The sequence below is a fragment of the Euzebyales bacterium genome, assembly GCA_035461305.1.
GTDB lineage: Bacteria > Actinomycetota > Nitriliruptoria > Euzebyales > JAHELV01 > JAHELV01.
Window position 1 is genome coordinate 33,141 of sequence record DATHVN010000036.1, and the last position, 20,992, is coordinate 54,132.

General features: G+C 70.8%; 13 protein-coding genes. 7 read left to right on the forward strand and 6 right to left on the reverse strand.

The features are described 5' to 3' along the window. Nucleotides 1-1,665, forward strand: coding sequence for a maltose alpha-D-glucosyltransferase (gene treS / locus VK923_03090; protein HSJ43652.1), 1,665 nt, complete (start codon nt 1-3; stop codon nt 1,663-1,665). After that, nucleotides 1,662-5,306 carry a 1,4-alpha-glucan branching protein GlgB gene (gene glgB / locus VK923_03095; protein ID HSJ43653.1) on the forward strand — a complete coding sequence of 1,215 codons (3,645 nt, stop codon included), beginning with the start codon at nt 1,662-1,664 and terminating at the stop codon, nt 5,304-5,306. Before treS ends, glgB begins: the two co-directional genes overlap by 4 nt. A 48-nt stretch (nt 5,307-5,354) precedes the next feature. On the opposite strand, the gene VK923_03100 is transcribed toward glgB, so the two are convergent. After that, nucleotides 5,355-6,461: a geranylgeranyl reductase family protein gene (locus VK923_03100; GenBank protein HSJ43654.1), complete on the reverse strand. Its 1,107-nt coding sequence runs from the start codon at nt 6,459-6,461 to the stop codon at nt 5,355-5,357. Nucleotides 6,462-6,596: 135 nt separating this feature from the next. On the opposite strand from VK923_03100, the gene VK923_03105 reads away from it, so the two are divergent. From VK923_03105 to VK923_03115, 3 genes are read left to right on the forward strand one after another with little or no spacing between them, the layout of a single operon-like run. Next, a complete protein-coding gene (locus tag VK923_03105) occupies nt 6,597-8,099 on the forward strand; it encodes an NADH-quinone oxidoreductase subunit M (protein HSJ43655.1) in 1,503 nt (500 codons plus the stop codon). A gap of 21 nt (nt 8,100-8,120) precedes the next feature. Continuing rightward, nucleotides 8,121-9,977 (forward strand): malto-oligosyltrehalose trehalohydrolase, encoded by a 1,857-nt coding sequence (gene treZ / locus VK923_03110; GenBank protein ID HSJ43656.1) that lies wholly within the window; start codon nt 8,121-8,123, stop codon nt 9,975-9,977. 27 nt (nt 9,978-10,004) lie between these two features. Continuing rightward, nucleotides 10,005-10,358, forward strand: a complete 354-nt coding sequence (locus VK923_03115) for a metallopeptidase family protein (protein HSJ43657.1) — start codon at nt 10,005-10,007, stop codon at nt 10,356-10,358. 37 nt (nt 10,359-10,395) lie between these two features. Here VK923_03115 and VK923_03120 read toward each other — a convergent pair whose 3' ends face one another. The 3 genes from VK923_03120 to glgX form a co-directional block, all read right to left on the reverse strand. Then, on the reverse strand, nt 10,396-10,560 hold the full coding sequence (locus tag VK923_03120) for a hypothetical protein (GenBank protein HSJ43658.1): 165 nt from the start codon (nt 10,558-10,560) through the stop codon (nt 10,396-10,398). Between the two features lie 378 nt (nt 10,561-10,938). Next, complete coding sequence (treY, locus tag VK923_03125) at nt 10,939-13,602, reverse strand: malto-oligosyltrehalose synthase (protein HSJ43659.1); 2,664 nt, start codon at nt 13,600-13,602, stop codon at nt 10,939-10,941. Beyond that, complete coding sequence (glgX, locus tag VK923_03130) at nt 13,592-15,730, reverse strand: glycogen debranching protein GlgX (GenBank protein HSJ43660.1); 2,139 nt, start codon at nt 15,728-15,730, stop codon at nt 13,592-13,594. Before glgX ends, treY begins: the two co-directional genes overlap by 11 nt. Before the next feature lie 182 nt (nt 15,731-15,912). Here glgX and VK923_03135 point away from each other — a divergent pair, with 182 nt between their 5' ends. Continuing rightward, nucleotides 15,913-17,217 (forward strand): MFS transporter, encoded by a 1,305-nt coding sequence (locus tag VK923_03135; GenBank protein ID HSJ43661.1) that lies wholly within the window; start codon nt 15,913-15,915, stop codon nt 17,215-17,217. Nucleotides 17,218-17,257: 40 nt separating this feature from the next. Here the strand turns inward: VK923_03135 and VK923_03140 are convergent, their stop codons facing one another. Continuing rightward, nucleotides 17,258-18,220, reverse strand: a complete 963-nt coding sequence (locus VK923_03140) for an acryloyl-CoA reductase (GenBank protein ID HSJ43662.1) — start codon at nt 18,218-18,220, stop codon at nt 17,258-17,260. Between the two features lie 147 nt (nt 18,221-18,367). On the opposite strand from VK923_03140, the gene VK923_03145 reads away from it, so the two are divergent. Next, nucleotides 18,368-19,483, forward strand: a complete 1,116-nt coding sequence (locus tag VK923_03145; GenBank protein ID HSJ43663.1) for a glycosyltransferase family 4 protein — start codon at nt 18,368-18,370, stop codon at nt 19,481-19,483. 136 nt (nt 19,484-19,619) lie between these two features. Here VK923_03145 and VK923_03150 read toward each other — a convergent pair whose 3' ends face one another. Continuing rightward, nucleotides 19,620-20,933, reverse strand: a complete 1,314-nt coding sequence (locus VK923_03150) for a M48 family metalloprotease (protein HSJ43664.1) — start codon at nt 20,931-20,933, stop codon at nt 19,620-19,622. Between the last annotated feature and the right edge of the window lie 59 nt (nt 20,934-20,992).

Consider the following 20,992-nt stretch of genomic DNA (forward strand, 5'->3'; position numbering starts at 1 on the left):
GTGGTCCTGACCGACGATCGTCAGTGGTTCAAGCACGCGATCTTCTACGAGGTGCTGATCCGCGGATTCCACGACTCGGACAACAACGGCACCGGGGACCTGCGGGGGCTGCTGGAGAAGCTCGACTACGTGCAATGGCTCGGCGTGGACTGCATCTGGCTGCTGCCGTTCTTCGAGTCCCCGCTGCGCGACGGCGGCTACGACATCTCAGACTTCTACACGGTCCTGCCGGAGTACGGCACGGTCGAGGACCTCGAAGCCGTCATTGAGGGCGCCCACGCGCAAGGCATGCGCGTCATCGCGGACCTGGTCATGAACCACACGTCGGACCGGCACCCGTGGTTCGTCGAGTCGCGCCAGCCGGGTTCGGCCAAGCGCGACTGGTACGTGTGGAGCGACGACAACGAGCGGTACCCGGACGCCCGCATCATCTTCCACGACACCGAGACAACGAACTGGACCTGGGATCCTGTCGCTGGCCAGTACTACTGGCACCGCTTCTTCAATCACCAGCCCGACCTGAACTACGCCAACCCCGAGGTCGCCGACGCGATGCTCGACGTCGTGCGCTTCTGGATGGACCGGGGCCTCGACGGCTACCGCATGGACGCGGTCCCCTACCTGTTCGAGCGTGACGGCACCGACTGCGAGAACCTGCCCGAGACCCACGAGTTCCTGCGGCGGGTGCGCAAGGTGGTCGACGACGAGTACGACAACCGCCTGCTGCTGGCCGAGGCCAACCAGTGGCCCGACGACGTCGTGGACTACTTCGGTGACGGTGACGAGTGCCACATGGCGTTCCACTTCCCGGTGATGCCGCGCATGTTCATGGCCGCGCGCAAGGAGGAGGCGCTGCCGATCGTCGAGATCCTGGAGGCGACACCAGAGATCCCCGACAACTGCCAGTGGGGCATCTTCCTGCGCAACCACGACGAGCTGACGCTCGAGATGGTCACCGACGAGGAACGCGACTACTTGTACGCCGAGTATGCGACCGATCCCAGGATGGTGTCCAACACCGGGATCCGCCGCCGCCTGGCGACGCTGCTCGAGAACGACCGCCGCCTGATCGAGCTGTTCCACGCGCTGCTCTTCAGCCTGCCGGGCTCACCGGTGATGTACTACGGCGACGAGCTCGGCATGGGCGACAACATCTTCCTGGGTGACCGTGACGGCGTGCGCACCCCGATGCAGTGGAGCATCGACCGCAACGCGGGGTTCTCGCGGGCGGAGTTCGCCGAGCTGTACCTGCCGCCGGTCATGGACCAGGTCTACAGCTATCAGGCGCTCAACGTCGAGGCACAGCGGCGCGACCCGAACTCGCTGCTGCAGTGGGTGCGCTCGATGATCCACATCCGCAAGCGGCACCCGGTGTTCGGCGCTGGCGACTTCGAAGCGCTGCACCCTTCGAACGCCCGGGTGCTCGCGTTCCTGCGCTCGACCTTCGACGATACCGTGCTCGTGGTTGCCAACATGTCGGGCAACGCGCAGTATGTCGAGCTGGACCTGTCGCGCTTCGCCGGCCACAACCCAGTCGAGATGCTCGGCGGAACCTGGTTCCCCCGGATCGGTGAGCTGCCCTACCTGCTGACGCTCGGGCCGCACGGCTTCTACTGGTTCCGCATCGCCCCGGACCAGCATCCGTCCTGGAGCGACGCGCGGTGACGGCCGGCGCGCAACCGCTGGCAGCGTGGCTGCAGGGCCAGCGCTGGTTCCAGGGCAAGGACCGCACCGTCGACACGGTCACGGTCGTCGACAGCGCGACCCTGCTGTCGCTGGCGCGCTGGCTGCTGGCCGAGGTGCGCTACGAGCGGGATGCGCCGGAGCTGTACCAGCTGGTGCTCGTCGACACCGACGACGCCGCGCACGCCGGAACACCAACGGTGACAGTGGAGGGGAGCGCATGGACCGACGCGACCGCGGACCCCGTCGTGCTCGGCGAGCTCGCTCGCCTCGCCGCGGGCGGCGGCCGGATCCCAACCGAGCGCGGCGGGGTGATCGAGGGGCTGCCGTGCGCCGCGACCCATGTGCCGGCTGACGGCCGGCCCCTCGGGGTCGAGCAGTCCAACACCAGCGTCGTGTTCGGCGGCAGCGCCGTGCTCAAGCTGTTCCGGCGGCTCGACACCGGAGTCAACCCCGACATCGAGCTGACCGCCGCCCTGACCAGGGTCGACAGCGCCGACGTCCCCGCGCAGATCGGGGCGCTGACACTGCGCCGCGAAGCCGATGACACACCGCTGGGCGTCGTCAGCACGTTCGTCGCGCGCGGTCGGGACGCCTGGCGCCTCGCGGTCGCCGATGCCTCGGAGGCACTGGTCTACGACGCCACGCCACCCGGCGACCGCGACCTGATCCGTGCGCTCGGCGAGCTCGGCGCCGCGACCTCGCGCGTCCACGCCGACCTCGCGCGCGCACTGCCCAGCCGAGCCGCGACCCGCGACGATGTGGAGGGCTGGGTTGCCGAGGTCCACCAGCAGGTCGACTGGGTCCTCGGGGAGCGGCCGATCGAGGGCGTCGACACAGCAGCCCTGCACGGCGCGGTCGACGCCGCCGCCGATCAGATCGACGACGCCGGTGTGGTGTCGCGCATCCACGGTGATCTGCACCTGGGCCAGGTGCTCGCCAGCCCGGACGGCTGGAAGCTGCTCGACTTCGAAGGTGAGCCCGCCGCGCCCGTCGAGCAGCGCCGCGCCCCTGGCCCACCGGCGAGGGACATCGCCGGGATGCTGCGCTCGTTCGACTACGCCGCGGCGGCGGGAGAATTCGCGGCACCGGTGTCTGCGACACAGGACGCGGCGTCCGACGCACCCGGTACCGCCGGGCTGCCGGCGCCGCTCGAGGCGTGGCGGGACGCCGCACGCGACAGCTACCTGGCGGGATATGAGGCCGCCGCCGCGACACGGGTCGACCCGGCCATGCTCGCACTGTTCGAACTGCACAAGGCGGTCTACGAGATCGCCTACGAACGGGCCTACCGGCCCGACTGGCTCGCCATCCCGGCCGGAGGTGTCCAGCGGATCCTGGACCGTGTGATCCCCGACGCGCAGGGAACGGTCAGTCCGACGAGAGGACGACAGATGGCATCCACCGCATGGCACGCCGGACGTGATGACGTCGACGCGCTGCTCCGGGGCACCCACACGAACCCGCACCGCGTGCTCGGCCTGCACGAGCACCGCGACGGCACCGTCGTGCGTGTCCTGCGCCCGGACGTCGCCGAGGTCGAGGTGGTCTGGGGCGAGGGCGCGACGACGGGCGACGGCCAGCGGGAGGCCGGGACCGAGCGGTCCGTCACGGCCAAACGGACCGCCGACGGCGGCCTGTTCGAGGCGCTCGTGCCCGCCAAGCTGACCGCCGACGGCTACCGGCTGCGCATGCGCAGTCACGAGGGCGTCGAGTTCATGGCACGGGACCCGTACGCGTTCTGGCCGACGCTCGGCGACACCGATCTGCACCTGGCCGGTGAGGGCCGGCACGAGGAGCTGTGGCGCCGGCTCGGCGCGCAGGTCGCGACGATCGACGGCGTCGAGGGCACGGCGTTCGCCGTATGGGCACCCAACGCGCAGTCAGTGCGCGTGGTCGGGAACTTCAACGACTGGGACGGCCGGCGGCACCCAATGCGCGTGCTCGGCACCGGGATCTGGGAGCTGTTCGTCCCCGACGTGGGTGACGGCACGATCTACAAGTACGAGGTCCTGCGCGCCGACGGGGACCTGACGCTGCACGCCGACCCGTTCGCCTTCCACACCCAGACGCCGCCGGACAACGCCAGCCGCGTCTTCGTGTCAACCCACGAGTGGCAGGACGGCGACTGGATGACCAGCCGACCCGAGCAGCAGTGGCACGAGCAGCCGCTGTCGATCTACGAGGTGCACCTCGGCTCGTGGCGCCACGACGACGGCCGGCCACTGACGTACCGCGAGCTGGCCCACCAGCTGGCGGACCACGCCGACGAGCTTGGCTTCACCCACGTCGAGATGCTCCCCGTCGCCGAGCACCCGTTCGCAGGTTCGTGGGGCTACCAGGTCACCGGGCAGTTCGCGCCGACGTCGCGCTTCGGCTCCCCCGACGACTTCCGCTACCTCATCAACCACCTGCACCAGCGGGGCGTCGGGGTGATCGTGGACTGGGTCCCCGCGCACTTCCCCAAAGACGAGTGGGCGCTGGCCCGCTTCGACGGCACCGCTCTGTACGAGCACGCCGACCCACGCCAGGGCGAGCATCCCGACTGGGGCACGCTGGTCTACAACTTCGGTCGCAACGAGGTCCGCAACTTCCTGCTGGCCAGCGCGCTGTACTGGCTCGAGGAGCTGCACGTCGACGGCCTGCGGGTCGACGCGGTCGCGTCGATGCTGTACCTGGACTACTCGCGCGAGGAGGGCGAGTGGGTCCCCAACGCGTACGGAGGCAACGAGAACCTCGAGGCGATCGAATTCCTCAAGCAGACCGCGACCACGGTCTACGGCCGCAACCCCGGCGCACTGCTGATCGCCGAGGAGTCGACCGCGTGGCCGGGCGTGTCGCGCCCGGTGCACCTCGGCGGCCTGGGCTTCGGCTTCAAGTGGAACATGGGGTGGATGCACGACACCCTGTCGTACTTCTCCCGCGACCCGATCCACCGGCGCTTCCACCACAACGAGCTGACGTTCGGCCTGCTGTACGCCTGGAGCGAGAACTACGTGCTGCCGCTGTCGCACGACGAGGTCGTGCACGGCAAGCGCAGCCTGCTCGACAAGATGCCGGGCGACCGTTGGCAGCAGTTCGCGAACCTGCGGGCGCTGTACGGCTACATGTGGGCCCACCCCGGCAAGCAGCTGCTGTTCATGGGCGGTGAGTTCGGCCAGTGGCGGGAGTGGAGCGAGGACCGGCCACTCGACTGGGACCTGCTTGCAGAGGCCGATCACCGTGGGCTGCGCCACCTCGTCGGCGATCTGAACCACGCTTACCGGGAGCTGCCGTCGCTGTGGGAGCGCGACCACGATCCCGAGGGGTTCCGCTGGATCGACGCCAACAACGCCGACGCCAACCTGCTGTCGTTCGTGCGCTACAGCGCTGACGGGCAGTCGCTGGTGTGCATCGTGAACCTGTCACCGGTCCCCCGCGACGACCAGCGGTTCGGCATGCCACAGGCCGGGCGGTGGCGTGAGCGTCTCAACACCGACGCCGAGAGCTACGGCGGCGGCAACCTCGGCAACATGGGCGTCATCGAGGCCACCGACGAGCCGTGGCATGGGATGACGGCGTCCGCGCAGGTGTTCGTCCCGCCGCTGACCACCCTGTGGCTGGTCCCCGACGACGCCACCTGACCTCCCCACCCGACGTTCGCCACACCACCCTGGTCGCTGTGTCGACCGTCACCGCCGACGCACGAGCTCGGCGGCAAGCGCACCAACGAGGGTCGGGGTGATGCGGCCGTCGCCGAGCGCCAGCTCGGTCAGGTCGTTGAACGCCCGGGACGCGGCGGCAGCGCGCACCCCCGCGCGGCGCACCGCCCGAACGTCGAGCAGCGCCGACGCCACCCGTGTGTGCCGCAGGTGCCATCCCAGCCGGCGCCCGAGCTGCCGCGCGTAGCTGGGACCGGGGGCCGCGGCCGCGACGGCGGCGCGTCCGGCGAGCGCGCCGGACAGCAGGGCGTAGAAGATGCCCTCACCGGACAAGGGGTTGATCAACGACGCAGCGTCGCCGGCCAGCAGCACACGCCCGTCGAAGAGCGGCGGCCGCCACGTCGAGAGCGCGAGGTGATGGGCCCGGAGGTCGCGGACCGGACCGCCGGCAACGGCCGCCACGCGCCGCTCGAGCGTCCTGCGCAGAGGCCCATCGGACGGCGACCGGCGCAATGCGGCGACCGTCGTTCCCCATCCGACGTTGGCCGTCCCGTCGCCGATCGCGAACGACCACCCGTACGCGGGCCAATGCGCGTCGTCGATCACGATCCGCTGATCGAGCGCGCCGCCGACCGCCGCGTAGCCGCGCATCGCGACCGCGACCGCCCGCTCGGGATTGCGGCCGTGCCCCAGCAGGCGGCGGATCCGCGAGTTCGCGCCGTCCGCGGCGACGACCGCACGCGCAGCGAACGTGCCGTCCAGGACCACGTGCCCACCGCGCCGTTCCAGCCGTCGGACGTGGTGGCGCGAGACGCACGCACCAGCGGTGACCGCCGCGGAGCGGAGGCGGTCGTCGAACACCCGCCGTGGCACGGTGTGCGTGGCATCATGCAGCACCGCGCGGACGACGACCTGGCCGTCCGACAGCTCGAACCGCGACACCCGTGGGTAGCCGGCCAGCGCGGACGTCGCGCCGAGGGCATCGAGCACCCGGACCGCGTGCGGGCCGACCGCGTCGCCGCATGCCTTGTCGCGGGGGAAACGGGCGCGGTCGAGCAGCAGGACGGAGCTGTCGGGTCGCGCCGCCCTGGCCGCCAGCGCAGCAGCCGACCCCGCGGGCCCTGCACCGACGATCACGAGGTCGTGCACACCCGAGAGTCTCACATGCGCCCGACGACAGCGCGACGCCCGCGTCGCGCTGGCTGCTTCGCGGTCACCGCCTTCGGGCGATATCGTGCTGACGCACGCTCATGACTCTGCCTGGAGCTGGTCTTGGCTGACCTTCCGTTGCTCTCGACGCTGATCTGGCTGCCCGCGGTGGCCGCGCTCGTGGTGGCGGTGATCCCCGCGCACCGTGCCGAGGCCATCCGCATCGTCACGTTGGCGGCAACGGTCATCGTCTTCGTGCTGTCGCTCGCCCTGTTCCCCGCCTTCGAGGTGGGCGAGCCGGGCTTCCAGCTGGTGGAGAAGGTCCCGTGGATCCCCGCGTGGGGTGTCAACTACCAGGTCGGCGTCGACGGCATCACCTGGCCGCTGGTCATGCTGTCGACGTTCATCATCCCGGTGGCCGTGCTGGCCACCTGGGGACACGTCAGCGAGCGCACCAAGGCCTTCTACATCGCGGTGCTGGCGCTGGAGACCGCCGTGATCGGCGTGTTCACCGCGCTGGACCTGATCCTGTTCTACGTGTTCTTCGAGGCCATGTTGGTGCCGATGTACGCGCTGATCGGCGTGTGGGGCGGTGAGAACCGCCGGTACGCGGCGGTCAAGTTCTTCCTGTACACGCTGATCGGCGGGCTGCTGATGCTTGTCGCGATCCTGTACCTGTACTTCAAGGGCGGCGCCAGCACGTTCGACTACCAGGCGCTGCGCGGGCTCGCGCTCACCGACACCGAGCAGATCTGGCTGTTCCTGGCATTCTTCATCGCGTTCGCGATCAAGGTGCCACTGTTCCCGTTCCACACGTGGCTCCCTGACGCCCACACCGAGGCGCCGACGATCGGCTCTGTCGACCTGGCGGCGATCCTGCTGAAGATCGGCGGGTACGGGATCATCCGCTTCTCGCTCCCGTACTTCCCCGACGCCACGCAGAGCCTGGCGCCGACGATCATGGGTCTGGCCGTCGTCGGCGTGCTGTACGGCGCGCTGGTCGCCATGGTCCAGCCCGACATCAAGAAGCTGGTCGCCTACTCGTCGGTCGCACACATGGGCTTCGTCGTGCTGGGCGTGTTCGCGCTGAATGCGCAAAGCACGTCGGGCAGCGTCGTGCAGATGGTCAACCACGGGCTGTCGACAGGTGCGCTGTTCATCCTGATCGGGTTCATGTACGAGCGAACCCACTCCCGCAGGATCGCCGACTACTCGGGACTGGCCAAGGCCACGCCCGTGTTCGGCGGGCTGTTCCTGGTCGTCGCACTCTCGTCACTCGCGCTGCCCGGCCTCAACGGGTTCGTCGGAGAGTTCCCGATCCTGATCGGTGCGTTCCAGACCACACCGTGGGCGGCGGTGCTCGCCGCGTTCGGCGTGATCTTCGCCGCCCTCTACCTGTTGTGGGCCTACCAGCGCATGTTCCACGGTCCAGTCGAGGGGCGCGCCGTCGGCATGACCGACCTGACCGTGCGCGAGAAGGTCGTGATGGTGCCGCTGATCGTCGTGATCGTCGGCATCGGCCTGTACCCCAAGCCGTTGTACGAGCGTGTGACCCCGACGGTCGACGCGATCCTGGCCGAGGTCGACGCGCCAGGCGCGGCCAGTGCCGCGGAGCCCGCAAACTAGCGACGGAATCGCGAGGCTCCCGTGACCGATCTCGGCGTGCTCCCGCTGCGCCATGGTCCGGTCGTGCACGACGACGGCACCGTTACCTTCCGCGTCTGGGCGCCCCGCGCCGACCGGGTCGAGGTCGTCCTCGACGGACGGCGCGAGGCGTTGACCGGCGGTGATCACGGCTGGTTCGCGCGCCGGCTGCCGGCTCCGGGAGACGGGCGCTACGCCTTCAGCCTGGACGGAGGTGACCGGCGACCCGACCCCGCATCACAGCGCCAGCCCGACGGCGTCCACGCCGCATCGGCGATCGTGAACCGTGCGTTCGACTGGTCCGCCGCGGAGGACGACTGGCAGCCGACGCCGTTGGCCAGCGCCGTCGTCTACGAGCTGCACGTCGGCACGTTCACCGACGCCGGAACGTTCGCCGCGGCCGCCGAGCACCTGCCAGACCTCGCCGCCGTGGGCATCACACACGTGGAGGTCATGCCCGTCGCCGCGTTCAACGGGCCGCGCGGATGGGGCTACGACGGGGTGTGCTGGTACGCCGTGCACGAGGCGTACGGCGGTCCGGCGGCGTTCGCCGCCTTCGTCGACGCCTGCCACCGCCATGGCCTGGCGGTCATCCTCGACGTCGTCTACAACCACTTCGGCCCGAGCGGCAGCTACCACGCCGAGTTCGGCCCGTACCTGACCGAGGCGCACTCGACACCGTGGGGGTCGGCGATCAACCTCGACGAGGCCGGCGCCGACGCCGTGCGTGCGTTCATCGTCGACAGCGCGCGCATGTGGCTGGCCGACTTCCACGTCGACGCGCTGCGGCTCGACGCCGTGCACGCTCTCCACGACGGTTCGGCGACCCACATCCTGGAGCAGCTCTCGGCGTCCGTGGACCGGCTCGCCGAGCAGGTGGGCCGTCCTCTGGCGCTCATCGCCGAGTCGGACCTGCAGGATCCGCGGACCGTCGCGCCACGGGCGGGCGGGGGCCGGGGGCTCACCGCGCAGTGGCTCGACGACCTGCACCACGCGCTGCACGTGACCGTGACCGACGAGCACGACGGCTACTACGCCGACTACGCCGGCCTGCCCGACGTCGCGACGGCGTGGACCGACGCGTTCGTGTACGGCGGGCGATGGTCGCCGTACCGGCAGCGCACCGTGGGAGCGCGGGTGCCGACCGACGTGTCGGGCAGGCGGTTCGTCGCGTGCATCCAGAACCACGACCAGATCGGCAACCGCGCCCGAGGCGACCGGCTGACCACGCTGGTCGATGCCGACCGGGTCCGCTGCGCCATCGCGCTGCTGTGCCTGTCGCCGACCGTGCCGATGCTCTTCATGGGCGAGGAGTACGGCGAGACGCGGCCGTTCCTGTACTTCTCCAGCCATCGCGAGGACTGGCTGGCCGAGGCGGTCCGGGCGGGCCGGCGCGAGGAGTTCGCCGCGTTCAGCGCGTTCAGCGGCACCGAGGTGCCCGACCCGCAGGTGATTGAGACCTTCGCGTCCAGCACCCTGGACCGGACCGTCGCCGCCACGCAGGACGGACGGGCGCGCCGGCAGCTGTGGTCCGATCTGCTCGCGCTGCGTCGGACCGAGCCGGCGTTGGCGACCGGCGACCGCCGGCTCGTGCGGCCCGTGCACGTTACGCCGACCCGCCTCGCGGTCCTGCGCGACGGACCCGACGGCGCTCCCGCGGTCATCGTTGTGGCGAACGCCGCCGACCTGGAGGTGACCCTCACCCTGCCGGTCGAAGGTACCTGGGAGCTGCGCTGGTCGAGCACCGCGTCCGCCTACGGCGGGGCGGACGCGTCGGCGACGCTGGAGCACCGGGACGGCGCCGTGGCCTGCGCCCTGCCACGGTGTTCGGTCGCGTTGCTCACGTCTGCCGACGCGTAGGAGGCCCGAGGCGGCACACTACGTCGCATGATCGCGATGTCACCCGAGGAGTTCGAACGGGCCGTCGCCGACGGCCTTGACGCGGTGCCGGACGAGCTCGCCGCGGCCATGAGCAACGTTGCCATCGTCATCGACGACGAGAGCCCACCTGACGAGCCCGAGCTGTTCGGTCTCTACATCGGGGTGCCGCTGACCGAGCGCGACGAGTGGTGGGCGGCTGGCAGCCTGCCGGATCGCATCACGATCTTCCGCGGCCCGATCATGCGCCACTGCGACACTGCCGACGACGTGCGCCACCAGGTGACCGTCACCGTCGTGCACGAGATCGCCCACCACTTCGGCATCGACGACGACCGCCTGCACGAGCTGGGGTGGAGCTGAGGCAACCGCTACTCCACGCTGAAGGGCACGCGCCCGATCAAGCCGCTTCCACCGCGTAGCCGGCGACGGTGTCGGCCAGTCGCAGATCGAACGCGCGACCGATGCCCGTGCCCTCGCATGGTCGGCCGTCGCCACCGTCGTCGACCGGCACCCGGACGAGCTGCCGCTCGTCGACGACGTCCACGACGAAGGTCGGCGTCACAACGCACCCCCACCGATCCAAACCACCTTGGCGTCCCATCCGGCCCAGGGCGGACGACCTCGGGAGCCCGACCGAGCGTGCCGATCTCATCGGCGGCGACCTGTTCGCTCACCCGCACGCGCACGACGGCGTCGGATACGCCGAGCACCCGCAGCGGCACGTCGGAGGCCGTCATCGACGACGCGGCGGGCGCCCGTCCGGCGGGTGTCGCCCGCCTACCCCACAGTTCGACACCCGCGGTCGGCGTGCGCTCGACGGTGGCAGACGACGATGACGCGGCGCCCGCGCACGCCGCGACCAGGGCGGCGAGCGCCGCCAGCGCAAGGATTCGCTGCGGCAGGCGACCGGAGTCGTTCGGCCGACGCCGCGTGGCATGGCTCAGTCGCCGTTGGCGGGTGCGGATCCGCCGACGTCGTCGCCGGGTGCGGATCCGCCGAGGTCGTCGGCGGTCCGCTGGAGCACGGCGACGGGCATGTTGCCCAGCAACGACGACACCTCGATCTCGTCGCCGATCTCACCGGATCCGGTCGAGAACGCGTCGCGGTAGGTGCCCTGCAGGAACCCGGGCACCCGCACGGTCGTGTCGCCCCACACGTCGCCGACCGGTGGCTCGTCGGTGTCGCCCATGACCGCCCCCGGCAGTCGTGGCGCGACGACCAGCAGCGCGTCGGAGGCGTCGGATGACACCCGCGCGAACGCGACGACGTGGTCGGCCCAGGCCCCGCTGACATCCAAGGCGAGGTAGCCGCTGCCGACACCGACGCACGTCGGGTGCTCCGCACGGGCGCGCAGGGCACGGTGAAGCACGAGGGCCTTGATCCGACCATCGCGCCGCGTGGCGACCAGGTCGTCGACCGGGACGTCTGCCAGGCCGTCGAGCAGCTCGCGACGCGCGTCGAACGGTACCGTTCGGCGGTTGTCCGGGTCGACGAGGGAGTCGTCCCAGGTCTCGGTGCCCTGGTAGCAGTCGGGCACGCCGGGGGACAGCGTGCGCAACACGACCTGGCCGAGGCCCGACACCATGCCGATCTCGCCCGCCCGGGTGATGACCGTGCGCAGTGCCTCCGGGGCCGTGTCGGCAGCCAGCAGGGTGCGCGCGAACGCCTGCAACCGGTCCTCGAACGTCTCGTCGGGATCAGTCCAACTGGTGTACAGGCCGGCCTCGCGCTCGCCCTTGACCACGTACGCCGCGAGCCGGTCGCGGTGCTCGTCGGTGGGATCGCCCTCCAGCGGCCACAGCCCGACCACGGTCTGGTAGATCAGGTACCGGGACTGCGCCGGCAACGCGTTGGCCTCGTCGACCTCCTCGCACGCGTCGACCGCGGCACGCCAGAGGTCGATGAGCTCGGACACCGCAGCCATGCGCAGGCGCAGGTCCTCGCCGCGCTTGGTGTCCTGTGTCGCCGTCGTCAGCATCGTCTGCGGCGCACGCTCCGCGCGGTCGGCGTTCGCCTGCTGGAACTGCTCGACCGTGCGCCCGGGACGCGACGGATCCGCGCCGACCTCGCAGGCCGCGAGCAGGGTCCGGTAGCGGTAGAACGCGGTGTCCTCGGTGCCCTTCGCGGTCACGGCCGCACACAGCTGCTGGAACCGGGCGATGACGTCCAGCAACGCCTGACCCGTGCCGACCTCGCCCGCCAATAGCTCCTCGACGAAGTCCCACAGCACTGCGGGCACCGCACCGTCGGATGCACGGGCCCGTTCGATCGCGCCGGCGATCTGGGTGCGGTCGCGCTCGTGCGCTGCCCCGGTCTCGGGGTCGACGTAGGACCGGTACACGGCGAACTGCGCGAGCGTCCCGGCCAGCAACGCACGGCACCAGTCCAGCGTCACGTCGCGCACCTGCGGATGCTGCTGTGTGACGCGCCACAGCCCGTGTGCCACGCGGTCGAGGTCGGCCCGCAGGCCCGCTTCGAGGACGGCGGTCTTGCCCTCGACCGCGAGCTCGGTGTACGGGCGTCCGCCACCGAGCCGCCCGTCGATCTCGCGCAGCTCCGGCAGTGCGTCGGCGTCGATGTAGAGCCCGAGCACGTCGTTGCAGAAGTCGTAGCCCGTGGTCCCCGCGACGCCCCACCCCGGCAGGCGCTCACCCGGGTAGAGGACCTTCTCGACCACGATCCACACGCCCGTCCGGTTGCGGAGTTGCTGCAGGTAGCGCTCGGGATCGCGCAGGCCGTCAGGGTGGTCGATCCGCAGACCCGAGATCACGCCGTCGAGGACGAGATCGAGGACCCCGCTGTGGGTCCGTTCGAACACCTCCGGGACCTCGACGCGGACCGCGGCGAGGTCGTTGATCGTGAAGAACCGGCGGTAGTTGACGACGGCGTCGCCGATCCGCCAGTGGACCAGCCGGTAGTGCTGGCGCTCGAGGAGGCTGTGCAGCGGCTGCCAGCTGTTAAGCACGCCGGCGATGCCCGAGAACGCCCGGCTCCCACCGCGGGCATCGATCAGCTCCAGCGTCTCCTGGCGGAGGGGGAACGTCCGGTCGTGGTAGCGCATCCGGTACACCCCGTCGATGCGCACGAGCTCGAGCTCCCCTGCGACCAGGACCTGGCCGTACGTGTCACCGAGAACCGGCAGGATCACCTTGCCCTCGGCCGTCGGCAGGGGCGGGCGCCAGTCGACGTCGAACAGTGACCCGCTCGGACCCGACATCCCCTCGGCCAGCAGCTGCTCCCACATGGGGTTCTCGTCGGACGTCGCGAGGTGGTTCGGGACGATGTCGGCGAGCAGCCTGATGCCACGGGTGGCAGCGGCGTCGGACAGCGCCCGCAGTGCGGCCTCACCACCGAGCGCGGGTGACACCTGGGTGGGGTCCACTACGTCGTAGCCGTGCATGCTGCCGGACCGGGCGCGCATGATCGGCGACAGGTACAGGTCAGTGACCCCGAGCGCCGCGAAGTAGTCGAGGTGCTCGGCGACCTGGTCGAACCCGAGTTCGCCGGTCAGCTGCACGCGGTACGTGGCACCCGGCTCGGATCGCCGCCGGTCACGGGACGCCTGGGCGTCCCACGCCTGCGACTCAGGGGTGTCAACGCTCACGGGCATCGTCCATCCGTCGGAGGATCTGTATCGAACGCGCGGCGAGCACGAGACGCTCGGTCGCCCGCACCTGGTGGGCGGAACCCCGCCGGTCCGGGCCGGCCGTGTCGATCACCAGCTCCCACAGGCGGCCGTACGGCTCTCCGGGCAGCGTGAACTTCACCTGGTCGGCGGCACCGTTGAGCAGCACGAGGAAGCTGTCGTCGAGGATCTGCTGGCCCCGCGCGTCGGGGGTCGGGATCATCTGACCGTTGAGGAAGAACATGATCGATCGCTGGTCGGCGGCCGCCCAGTCGTCGGCAGTCATGTCCGCACCGTCGGGTCGCAGCCAGTCGAGGTCGACGGTGCCCTCGGTGACCCCACGGAAGAACTGCTGGCGCCGGAAGACCGGATGGTCGGCCCGCACTCGGATGAGCCGTCGGACGAACGGCAGCAGATCGCGCTGCTCCTCGTCGACGTCCCAGTCGTACCAGGCCAGCTCGTTGTCCTGACAGTAGGTGTTGTTGTTGCCCTGCTGCGTGCGGCCCAGCTCGTCGCCGCCCAGCAGCATCGGTACGCCCTGCGAGATGAACAGCGTGGTCAGGAAGTTGCGCTGCTGGCGCAGGCGCAGCTCGGCGATCGCGGGGTCGTCGGTCGGGCCCTCCTCCCCGTGGTTCCACGAGCGGTTGTGGTCCTCCCCCGACCCGTTGTCGTCGAGGTTGGCGTCGTTGTGCTTCTCGCTGTAGGAGACAAGGTCGCGCAGCGTGAAGCCGTCGTGCGCGGTGACGAAGTTGATTGACGCGTACGGCCGCCGACCGTTGTGGGCGTACAGGTCGCTGGAGCCGGCCATGCGTGACGCGAGCTCGCCGACCCCGTCGCTCTCCCCCCGCCAGAAGTCGCGGACGGCGTCGCGGTACGTGCCGTTCCACTCGGTCCACAGCGTCGGGAAGTTGCCGACCTGGTAGCCACCCTCGCCGACGTCCCACGGCTCGGCGATCAGTTTGACCTGGCTGATCACCGGGTCCTGTTGGATGATGTCGAAGAACGCGCTCAGCCGGTCGACGTCGTGCAGCTCACGCGCCAGCGTCGAGGCCAGGTCGAAGCGGAACCCGTCGACGTGCATCTCGAGGACCCAGTAGCGCAGCGAGTCCATGATCAGCTGCAGCACGTGAGGGTGCCGGGCGTTCAGCGAGTTGCCGGTGCCGGTGTAGTCCATGTAGTAGCGGCGGTCGTCATCGACCAGCCGGTAGTACGAGGCGTTGTCGATCCCGCGAAGCGACAACGTCGGACCGAGGTGGTTGCCCTCGGCGGTGTGATTGTAGACGACGTCGAGGATCACCTCGAGGCCCGCCTCGTGCAGCGACTTCACCATGCTCTTGAACTCGTAGATGCTGCGGCTGTCGCCGCTGCGCGCCGCGTACTCGTCGTGCGGCGCGAGGAAGCCGATCGAGTTGTAGCCCCAGTAGTTGCGCAGGCCCTTCTGCACGAGGAAGTGGTCGTGGATGAACCGGTGGACCGGCTGCAGCTCGACGGCGGTGACCCCGAGGCTCGTGAGGTAGTCCACGATCACCGGCGAACCCAGACCCGCATAGGTGCCGCGCAGCTCCGGCGGCACGTCGGGATGGCGCATCGTGAGCCCACGCACGTGGGTCTCGTAGATCATCGTCTCGAACCACGGCGTGTTGGGGTGCCGGTCGTCGCCCCAGTCGAAGAACGGGTTGGTCACCACGCCCTTGGGCACGTGCGGCGCCGAGTCGCGGTCGTCGGGCACCGTGTCATCGGCGTCCATGTCATAGCCGAAGACCGACGGATGCCAGTCGACACGTCCCTCGATCGCCTTGGCGTAGGGGTCGACAAGCAGCTTCTTGGCGTTGAAGCGGTGGCCATTCGCGGGGTCGTAGGGTCCATGGACGCGGAACCCGTAGCGCTGTCCGGGACCGATGCCGGGCAGGTAGCCGTGCCAGATGAACGCCGTCGGCTCGGAGAGCTCGATGCAGGACTCGTGGCCGTCACGGTCGTACAGGCACAGCTGCACCGCCTCCGCGTGTTCACTGAACAGCGCGAAGTTCGTGCCTGTGCCGTCCCAGTGCGCACCCAGCGGGTAGGGCCTGCCCGGCCAGAAGTTCATGGACTGCCACGCTCCTGTCATACCCTGGCTCCCTGGCGGGCCCGCGTCATCCGGGCAGGAGCACCTGACGATCGTCGGCCGGTGCGTACACGTCTGGCTCCATGCGGATGCATAGAGTATCGGACCGGTCCAACCTATCGAGTGCCACCGGTACCCGCCGGGGACCCACGGCACCGCTCCGCTGCGACCCTCGGATCAGCCTGATGCGATCACGGCCCGCGCCACGCCTGCGCCTGCACGGGTGGCGCCACCCCACGATCGTGGCCATCGCGCTGCTGGGTGCCGTGACCGGGTTCGCGCAGTTCGCACCGACCGCGTCGCTGTCGGACGTCGCGATGACCTTCGGAGCCAACGGGACCGCGGCCGAGCAGGTCGGATTGTCGGCGACGACGGTCGGGCTGGGTCTGGCCGTCATCCGGTCCGCCAGCCTGGCCGCGCTGCCGATCGCCAGCCTGGCGGACCGGATCGGGCGGCGGCAGGTCATGCTGTGGTGCGTCGGCATCGGGCTGCTGCTCACCGCGACCGCCGCCCTCAGCCCATCGTTCTGGACGTTCGTGGTCATCGTCGGAGCCAGCCGCCCGCTGTTCTCCGCCACGACCGCTGTGGGCTCCGTGGTCGCCAGCGAGGAGACCAGCAGCGAGCACCGGACCAGCGCAGTGGCGCTCGCCGCCGCTGGCTACGGCATCGGCACGGGCGTCGCGTCGATCGTGCGCGTACCACTCAATGAGCTGCTCGGCGTCGGCTTCCGTGGCGTGTTCGCGTGCGCGCTGCCGCTGCTGCTCACGCTTCCCCTGCTCGCGCCGATGCTCGGCGAACCGGACCGCTTCGTCGCGCTGAGAGAGCGGCGCGCCACCGGCCCGCGGCCACGGCTGCGCGCCCTGTCCACCGTGAACCCGAGGCTGCGCGGCCGCCTGCTGCTCCTGACCGCGCTCGCGTTCACCTTCAACATGGTGACCGGGCCGAACAACACCTACCTGTTCTTCTACGGGGAGGGGCGGCTCGGCGTCAGCCCGGCGACCATGGCCGGGGTGGTCATCGTCTCGGGCGTCCTGGGCCTGGTCGGACTGCTGGTCGGCCGCTGGGCATCGGACCGCCTGGGCAGGCGCGTCGCCTGCGTCACGTTCCACCTGCTGATGGCCGTCGCGGCGGTCGTGACGTACAGCGGCGCGGTCGTGGGGCTCGTCGTCGGTTTCTGGACGGGGATCCTCGCCCAGGGGGCGTACGGACCGGCGTTCGGCGCGCTGTCGACGGAGGTGTTCCCGACCAGCATCCGCGCGACCACGCAGGGCTGGGTGGCGGCGTCCGGGGTGCTGGGGGCGGTCACCGGGCTGCTGCTGTTCGGGGCGCTGAGCGACGTCACGGGTTCGTTCACCATGGCCGCGCTGATGGTGTGCATCACGGGGGCGGTCACGGCGGTGGGCTACCGGTGGTTCCCGGAGACCGTTGGGCTCGAGCTCGAGGAGAGCGCACCGGAGATCGACGACGCTCAGCCCGTGGTCGACGGCTGATCGACATGCTCACACGGCACGGTCGCGTCGGCGGGTCCCGTCAGCTGTGGTCGACGCGGACGAGCACGCGTCCGCGGATGGCGCCCTGCAGGATCGCGTCGAGCGTGGCCTCGAGCTCGTCGAGGCCGACCTCCCGGCTGGCGTCCAGTTGGCGCGGACGCAGGTCGTCGGCCAACCGAGCCCACAGCGCCCGCCGATCTTCGATCGGGTGGTTGGCCGAGTCGATGCCCGCCAGTGTGACGCCACGCAGGATGAAGGGTGCGACGGTTGTCTCGAGCTTCAGGCCCGCAGTGTTGCCGCTGGCCGCGACGAGCCCACCGTTCGCCAGCTGCGACAGGATCGCCGCCAGCGTTGCGCCGCCCACGCTGTCGACCGCGGCCGCCCAGCGCTGCTTGTCCAGCGGCCGGATGTCGTCGGTCTCGAGCCGGTCGATGATCTCCGCGGCACCGCGGTCGCGCAGCCATTCGTGCGCCTCGGCGTCACCGGTGCTGGCCACCACCTCGTAGCCCTGGCCGGCCAGCAGATCGACGCCCACGCTGCCGACGCCGCCACTGGCGCCGGTGACCAGCACCGGGCCGTCATCCGGGGTGATGCCGTGCTCCTGGATGCGCTGGACCGACATGGCGGCGGTGAAGCCAGCTGTGCCGATCGTCATGGCCTCCTTCGCCGAGAGACCCTCCAGCGGCACGATCCACCCGGCGGGTACCCGCGCGTACTGCGCGTACCCACCATGGTGGGACACCCCGAGTGCGTAGCCGTGCGCGAGCACCGTGTCGCCCACGGCGTGGTCGGCCGTGGACGACTCCACCACCGTGCCCGCCATGTCGATGCCGGGGATCAATGGCGAGATGCGCGCGACCCGACCGTTGGGGATCGTCGCGAGGGCGTCCTTGAAGTTGACGCTCGACCACGCGACCCGGATCACCACGTCGCCGTCCGCAAGGTCGGCGCTGTCGACCTGGCGCACATCGCGACGCACCTCGTCGTCGTCTCTGGTGGCCACGAAAGCCACGAATCGTTCCGGCATGCCCGACATCCGTCCTGCTCCCTGCTCCGCTCCACGCGTCACGGACCACCCTGCCCGCCGGGTGCGCGCGACAACCGGCGGTAGCCTTACGCGCTGTCACCTCATCCGGAAGGTCCCACGCCCGTGCTGCGCCCGCTGCTGGTCACCAACGACTTCCTGCCCGACGTCGGGGGGATCCAGCAGTACGTAGCGCAGATCGCGGCGCACCTCGACGGCGTCGGCGTGTTCGCGCCGGCCCACCCCGACGCCGATGACGCGGCACTGGGCTATCCCGTGTGGCGCGGTCCGCGCCGGTACCTGTGGCCCACCCCGGCGACCCGTCGGGCGCTGCAGGCAGCCGTTACCGCGCACAGCGCGACGGTCGTGATCTTCATGGCACCGGCGCCGCTGACCCCGCTGGGACCGTCGACCAGCGTGCCGTGGGTCGTGTGCTGCCATGGCGCCGAACTGGTGGTTCCCGCGCGCGTCCCGGGACTGCGCCAGGTGTTCGCGTCAGTCCTGCGCCGTGCGGACGGGCTGCACGCGGTGAGTGGATACACCGCCGCGGTGCTGCGAGATCTTGTCGGGCCCGACGGTGCGACCGTCAGCCTCGTGCGCAACGGCGTGGACCTGACGCACTTCCACCCGGGCGTCGACGCGACCGCCGTGCTGGAACGGCACGGCCTGGGCGCGAACCCCGTCGTCGTCGCAGTCGGCCGGCTGGTGCCACGCAAGGGCCAGGACCGCCTGATCCAGGCCCTGCCGCAGGTGCGCGACGCCGTCGGTGACGTGCGCCTGCTGATCGTCGGCGAGGGTCGGGACCGACGGCGCCTGGAGCACCTGGCCCGGCGGCATGCACCCGGGGCGGTGACGTTCGCCGGCCGGGTGGGCTGGCCGGACCTGCCGGCGCACTACCGCGCGGGCGCGGTGTTCGCCCACCCGAACCGCAGCCGCTGGGGCGGGCTGGAGCAGGAGGGCTTCGGGGTCGTGTTCCTTGAGGCGCAGGCGTGCGGCGTGCCGGTGCTGGCGGGGCGGAGCGGAGGCAGCCCCGAGGCGCTGGACGACGGCGTGACCGGCCTGCTGGTCGACGGTACGGAGGTCGGCGAGGTCGCTGACGCGCTGATCGCGCTGCTGAGCTCGCCGGGGACCGTGAAGCGGATGGGCGCTGCGGCGCGCGCGTGGGTGGAGGCTGACTGGTCATGGGACACGATCGTTGCGCGGTTCGCCGACGACCTGCGCATGGTCACCGCCGACGCCTGACCCGCCGCTCCGGGCTGTCCGGAACGTCACATCGGCGGGCTGATCCACAGAGCTGGCACCGCCCCGCACTTTGGAGGAGTCAACCCGGTCAACCTGACGGACGGCGCTCCCCGAGGTGGGTCGGGTCATGCAGTGGTCAGGGGCGGCAGGCGTCGTCGCCGCCCAGGCGCGCCGCCAGCTCGAGACGACTGGCCGCAGGCGGGTGGCTCCACCACCACAGCCGCGCCCAGGTGGGCGGGGCGGGGTCCGACAGGTTGCGCTCGACGAGCCCGCGCTGCACGGCGCAGTAGTCGCGGTACGCGCCCGTGAGCTGCAACGCCCCCAGGTCGGCGGCCGCCTCCGCCCGACGGCTGGTCCACGCGATGACCGGCGACGAGGTCAGCAACGCAACGACGAGCACGGCGACGACGACGCCCGCCGCGTACGGATCGGCGCGTTCACGTTGGAGCCCCAGGCGGATCCGCCGGCACACGACCAGCTCGACGAGCAGGCACAGTACGAGCAGGCCGGCGGAACCCGCGAGCACGCCCCGCAGGACGTCGTGGTTACGCTCGTGCGCCAGCTCGTGCGCGACGATCAGCGCGATCTCTTCGGGGCGACGCTCGAGCAGCGTGTCGAACAGCACGATCCGGCGCGTCCCGGCGAGTCCGGACACGTACGCGTTCTGCCGGGTCGTCCTGCGGCTGGCGTCGGCGACCAACAGCGCGGCGTCCGTGCCACCGTCGGCCTCGAGCACGGCAGTCAGGGCCTCGCGGACCGGGCCATCGGGCAACGGCGTCGTGTCGTAGCGCAGAGGCTCCAGGACCAGCGGCGCAGCCAGCGTCGTGGCGGCGATCGCCAGCGCGCCGAGCGGAACAGCGAGCAGGATCCAGTGGCGCGGCCAGCGACGGGCCAGCGCGTAGCCGACGGCGAGCACGAGCGCGACCCCGAGCGCCATGACGGACACTTCGATGGCGCGATCGCCGGCCCACCCGGCCACCGACTGGGTCGACAGGCCGAACGCGCGGGCGTGCCCGTACGCCCACAGATCCACCGGCAGCCCCGCCGCCGCCGTGACGACGACCACCACGACCGCGACGGCCGCAGCCGCACGCGCCGCACGCGTGGAACCGACGACGTCGACCACACGGGCCACGAGCGCGCGACCCCACGGGGTGACGGCGATCACCACGGGCACCACCAGCTCGATGGCCGTCCCGATCACCCCCGCTAGGCGCAGCGGCTGCTGGTACGCCGCGATGCGCCGGAGCAGCGCGGCGTCGAACCACAGCTGTGCGTCGGGCACCGGGCCCAGGTCAGGAGCGAGTGGCCGGGCGATCACCGCGACGATGCCGGCCACCAGGATGGACGTGACAGCCGCGGCCCATGGCGCGATGCCGCCGGCCAACCGGTCGCGCGTCACCGTCGCAGCGTCGTCTGCTGCGGGCGCGGACTGCACGTTCCTGGCCATGTCCCGCCAGCGTGCCCGCCGGTGGGACCTGTGTCAGCCGGCGGGTTGTGCGGACTGGA

What these genes read in the sequence shown, in the direction of transcription:
- glgX (HSJ43660.1), bottom strand. Translation starts at nt 15,730, where the DNA reads ATGACAGGAGCGTGGCAGTCCATGAACTTCTGGCCGGGCAGGCCCTAC.
- VK923_03135 (HSJ43661.1), top strand. Translation starts at nt 15,913, where the DNA reads ATGCGATCACGGCCCGCGCCACGCCTGCGCCTGCACGGGTGGCGCCAC.
- VK923_03150 (HSJ43664.1), bottom strand. Translation starts at nt 20,933, where the DNA reads ATGGCCAGGAACGTGCAGTCCGCGCCCGCAGCAGACGACGCTGCGACG.
- VK923_03115 (HSJ43657.1), top strand. Translation starts at nt 10,005, where the DNA reads ATGATCGCGATGTCACCCGAGGAGTTCGAACGGGCCGTCGCCGACGGC.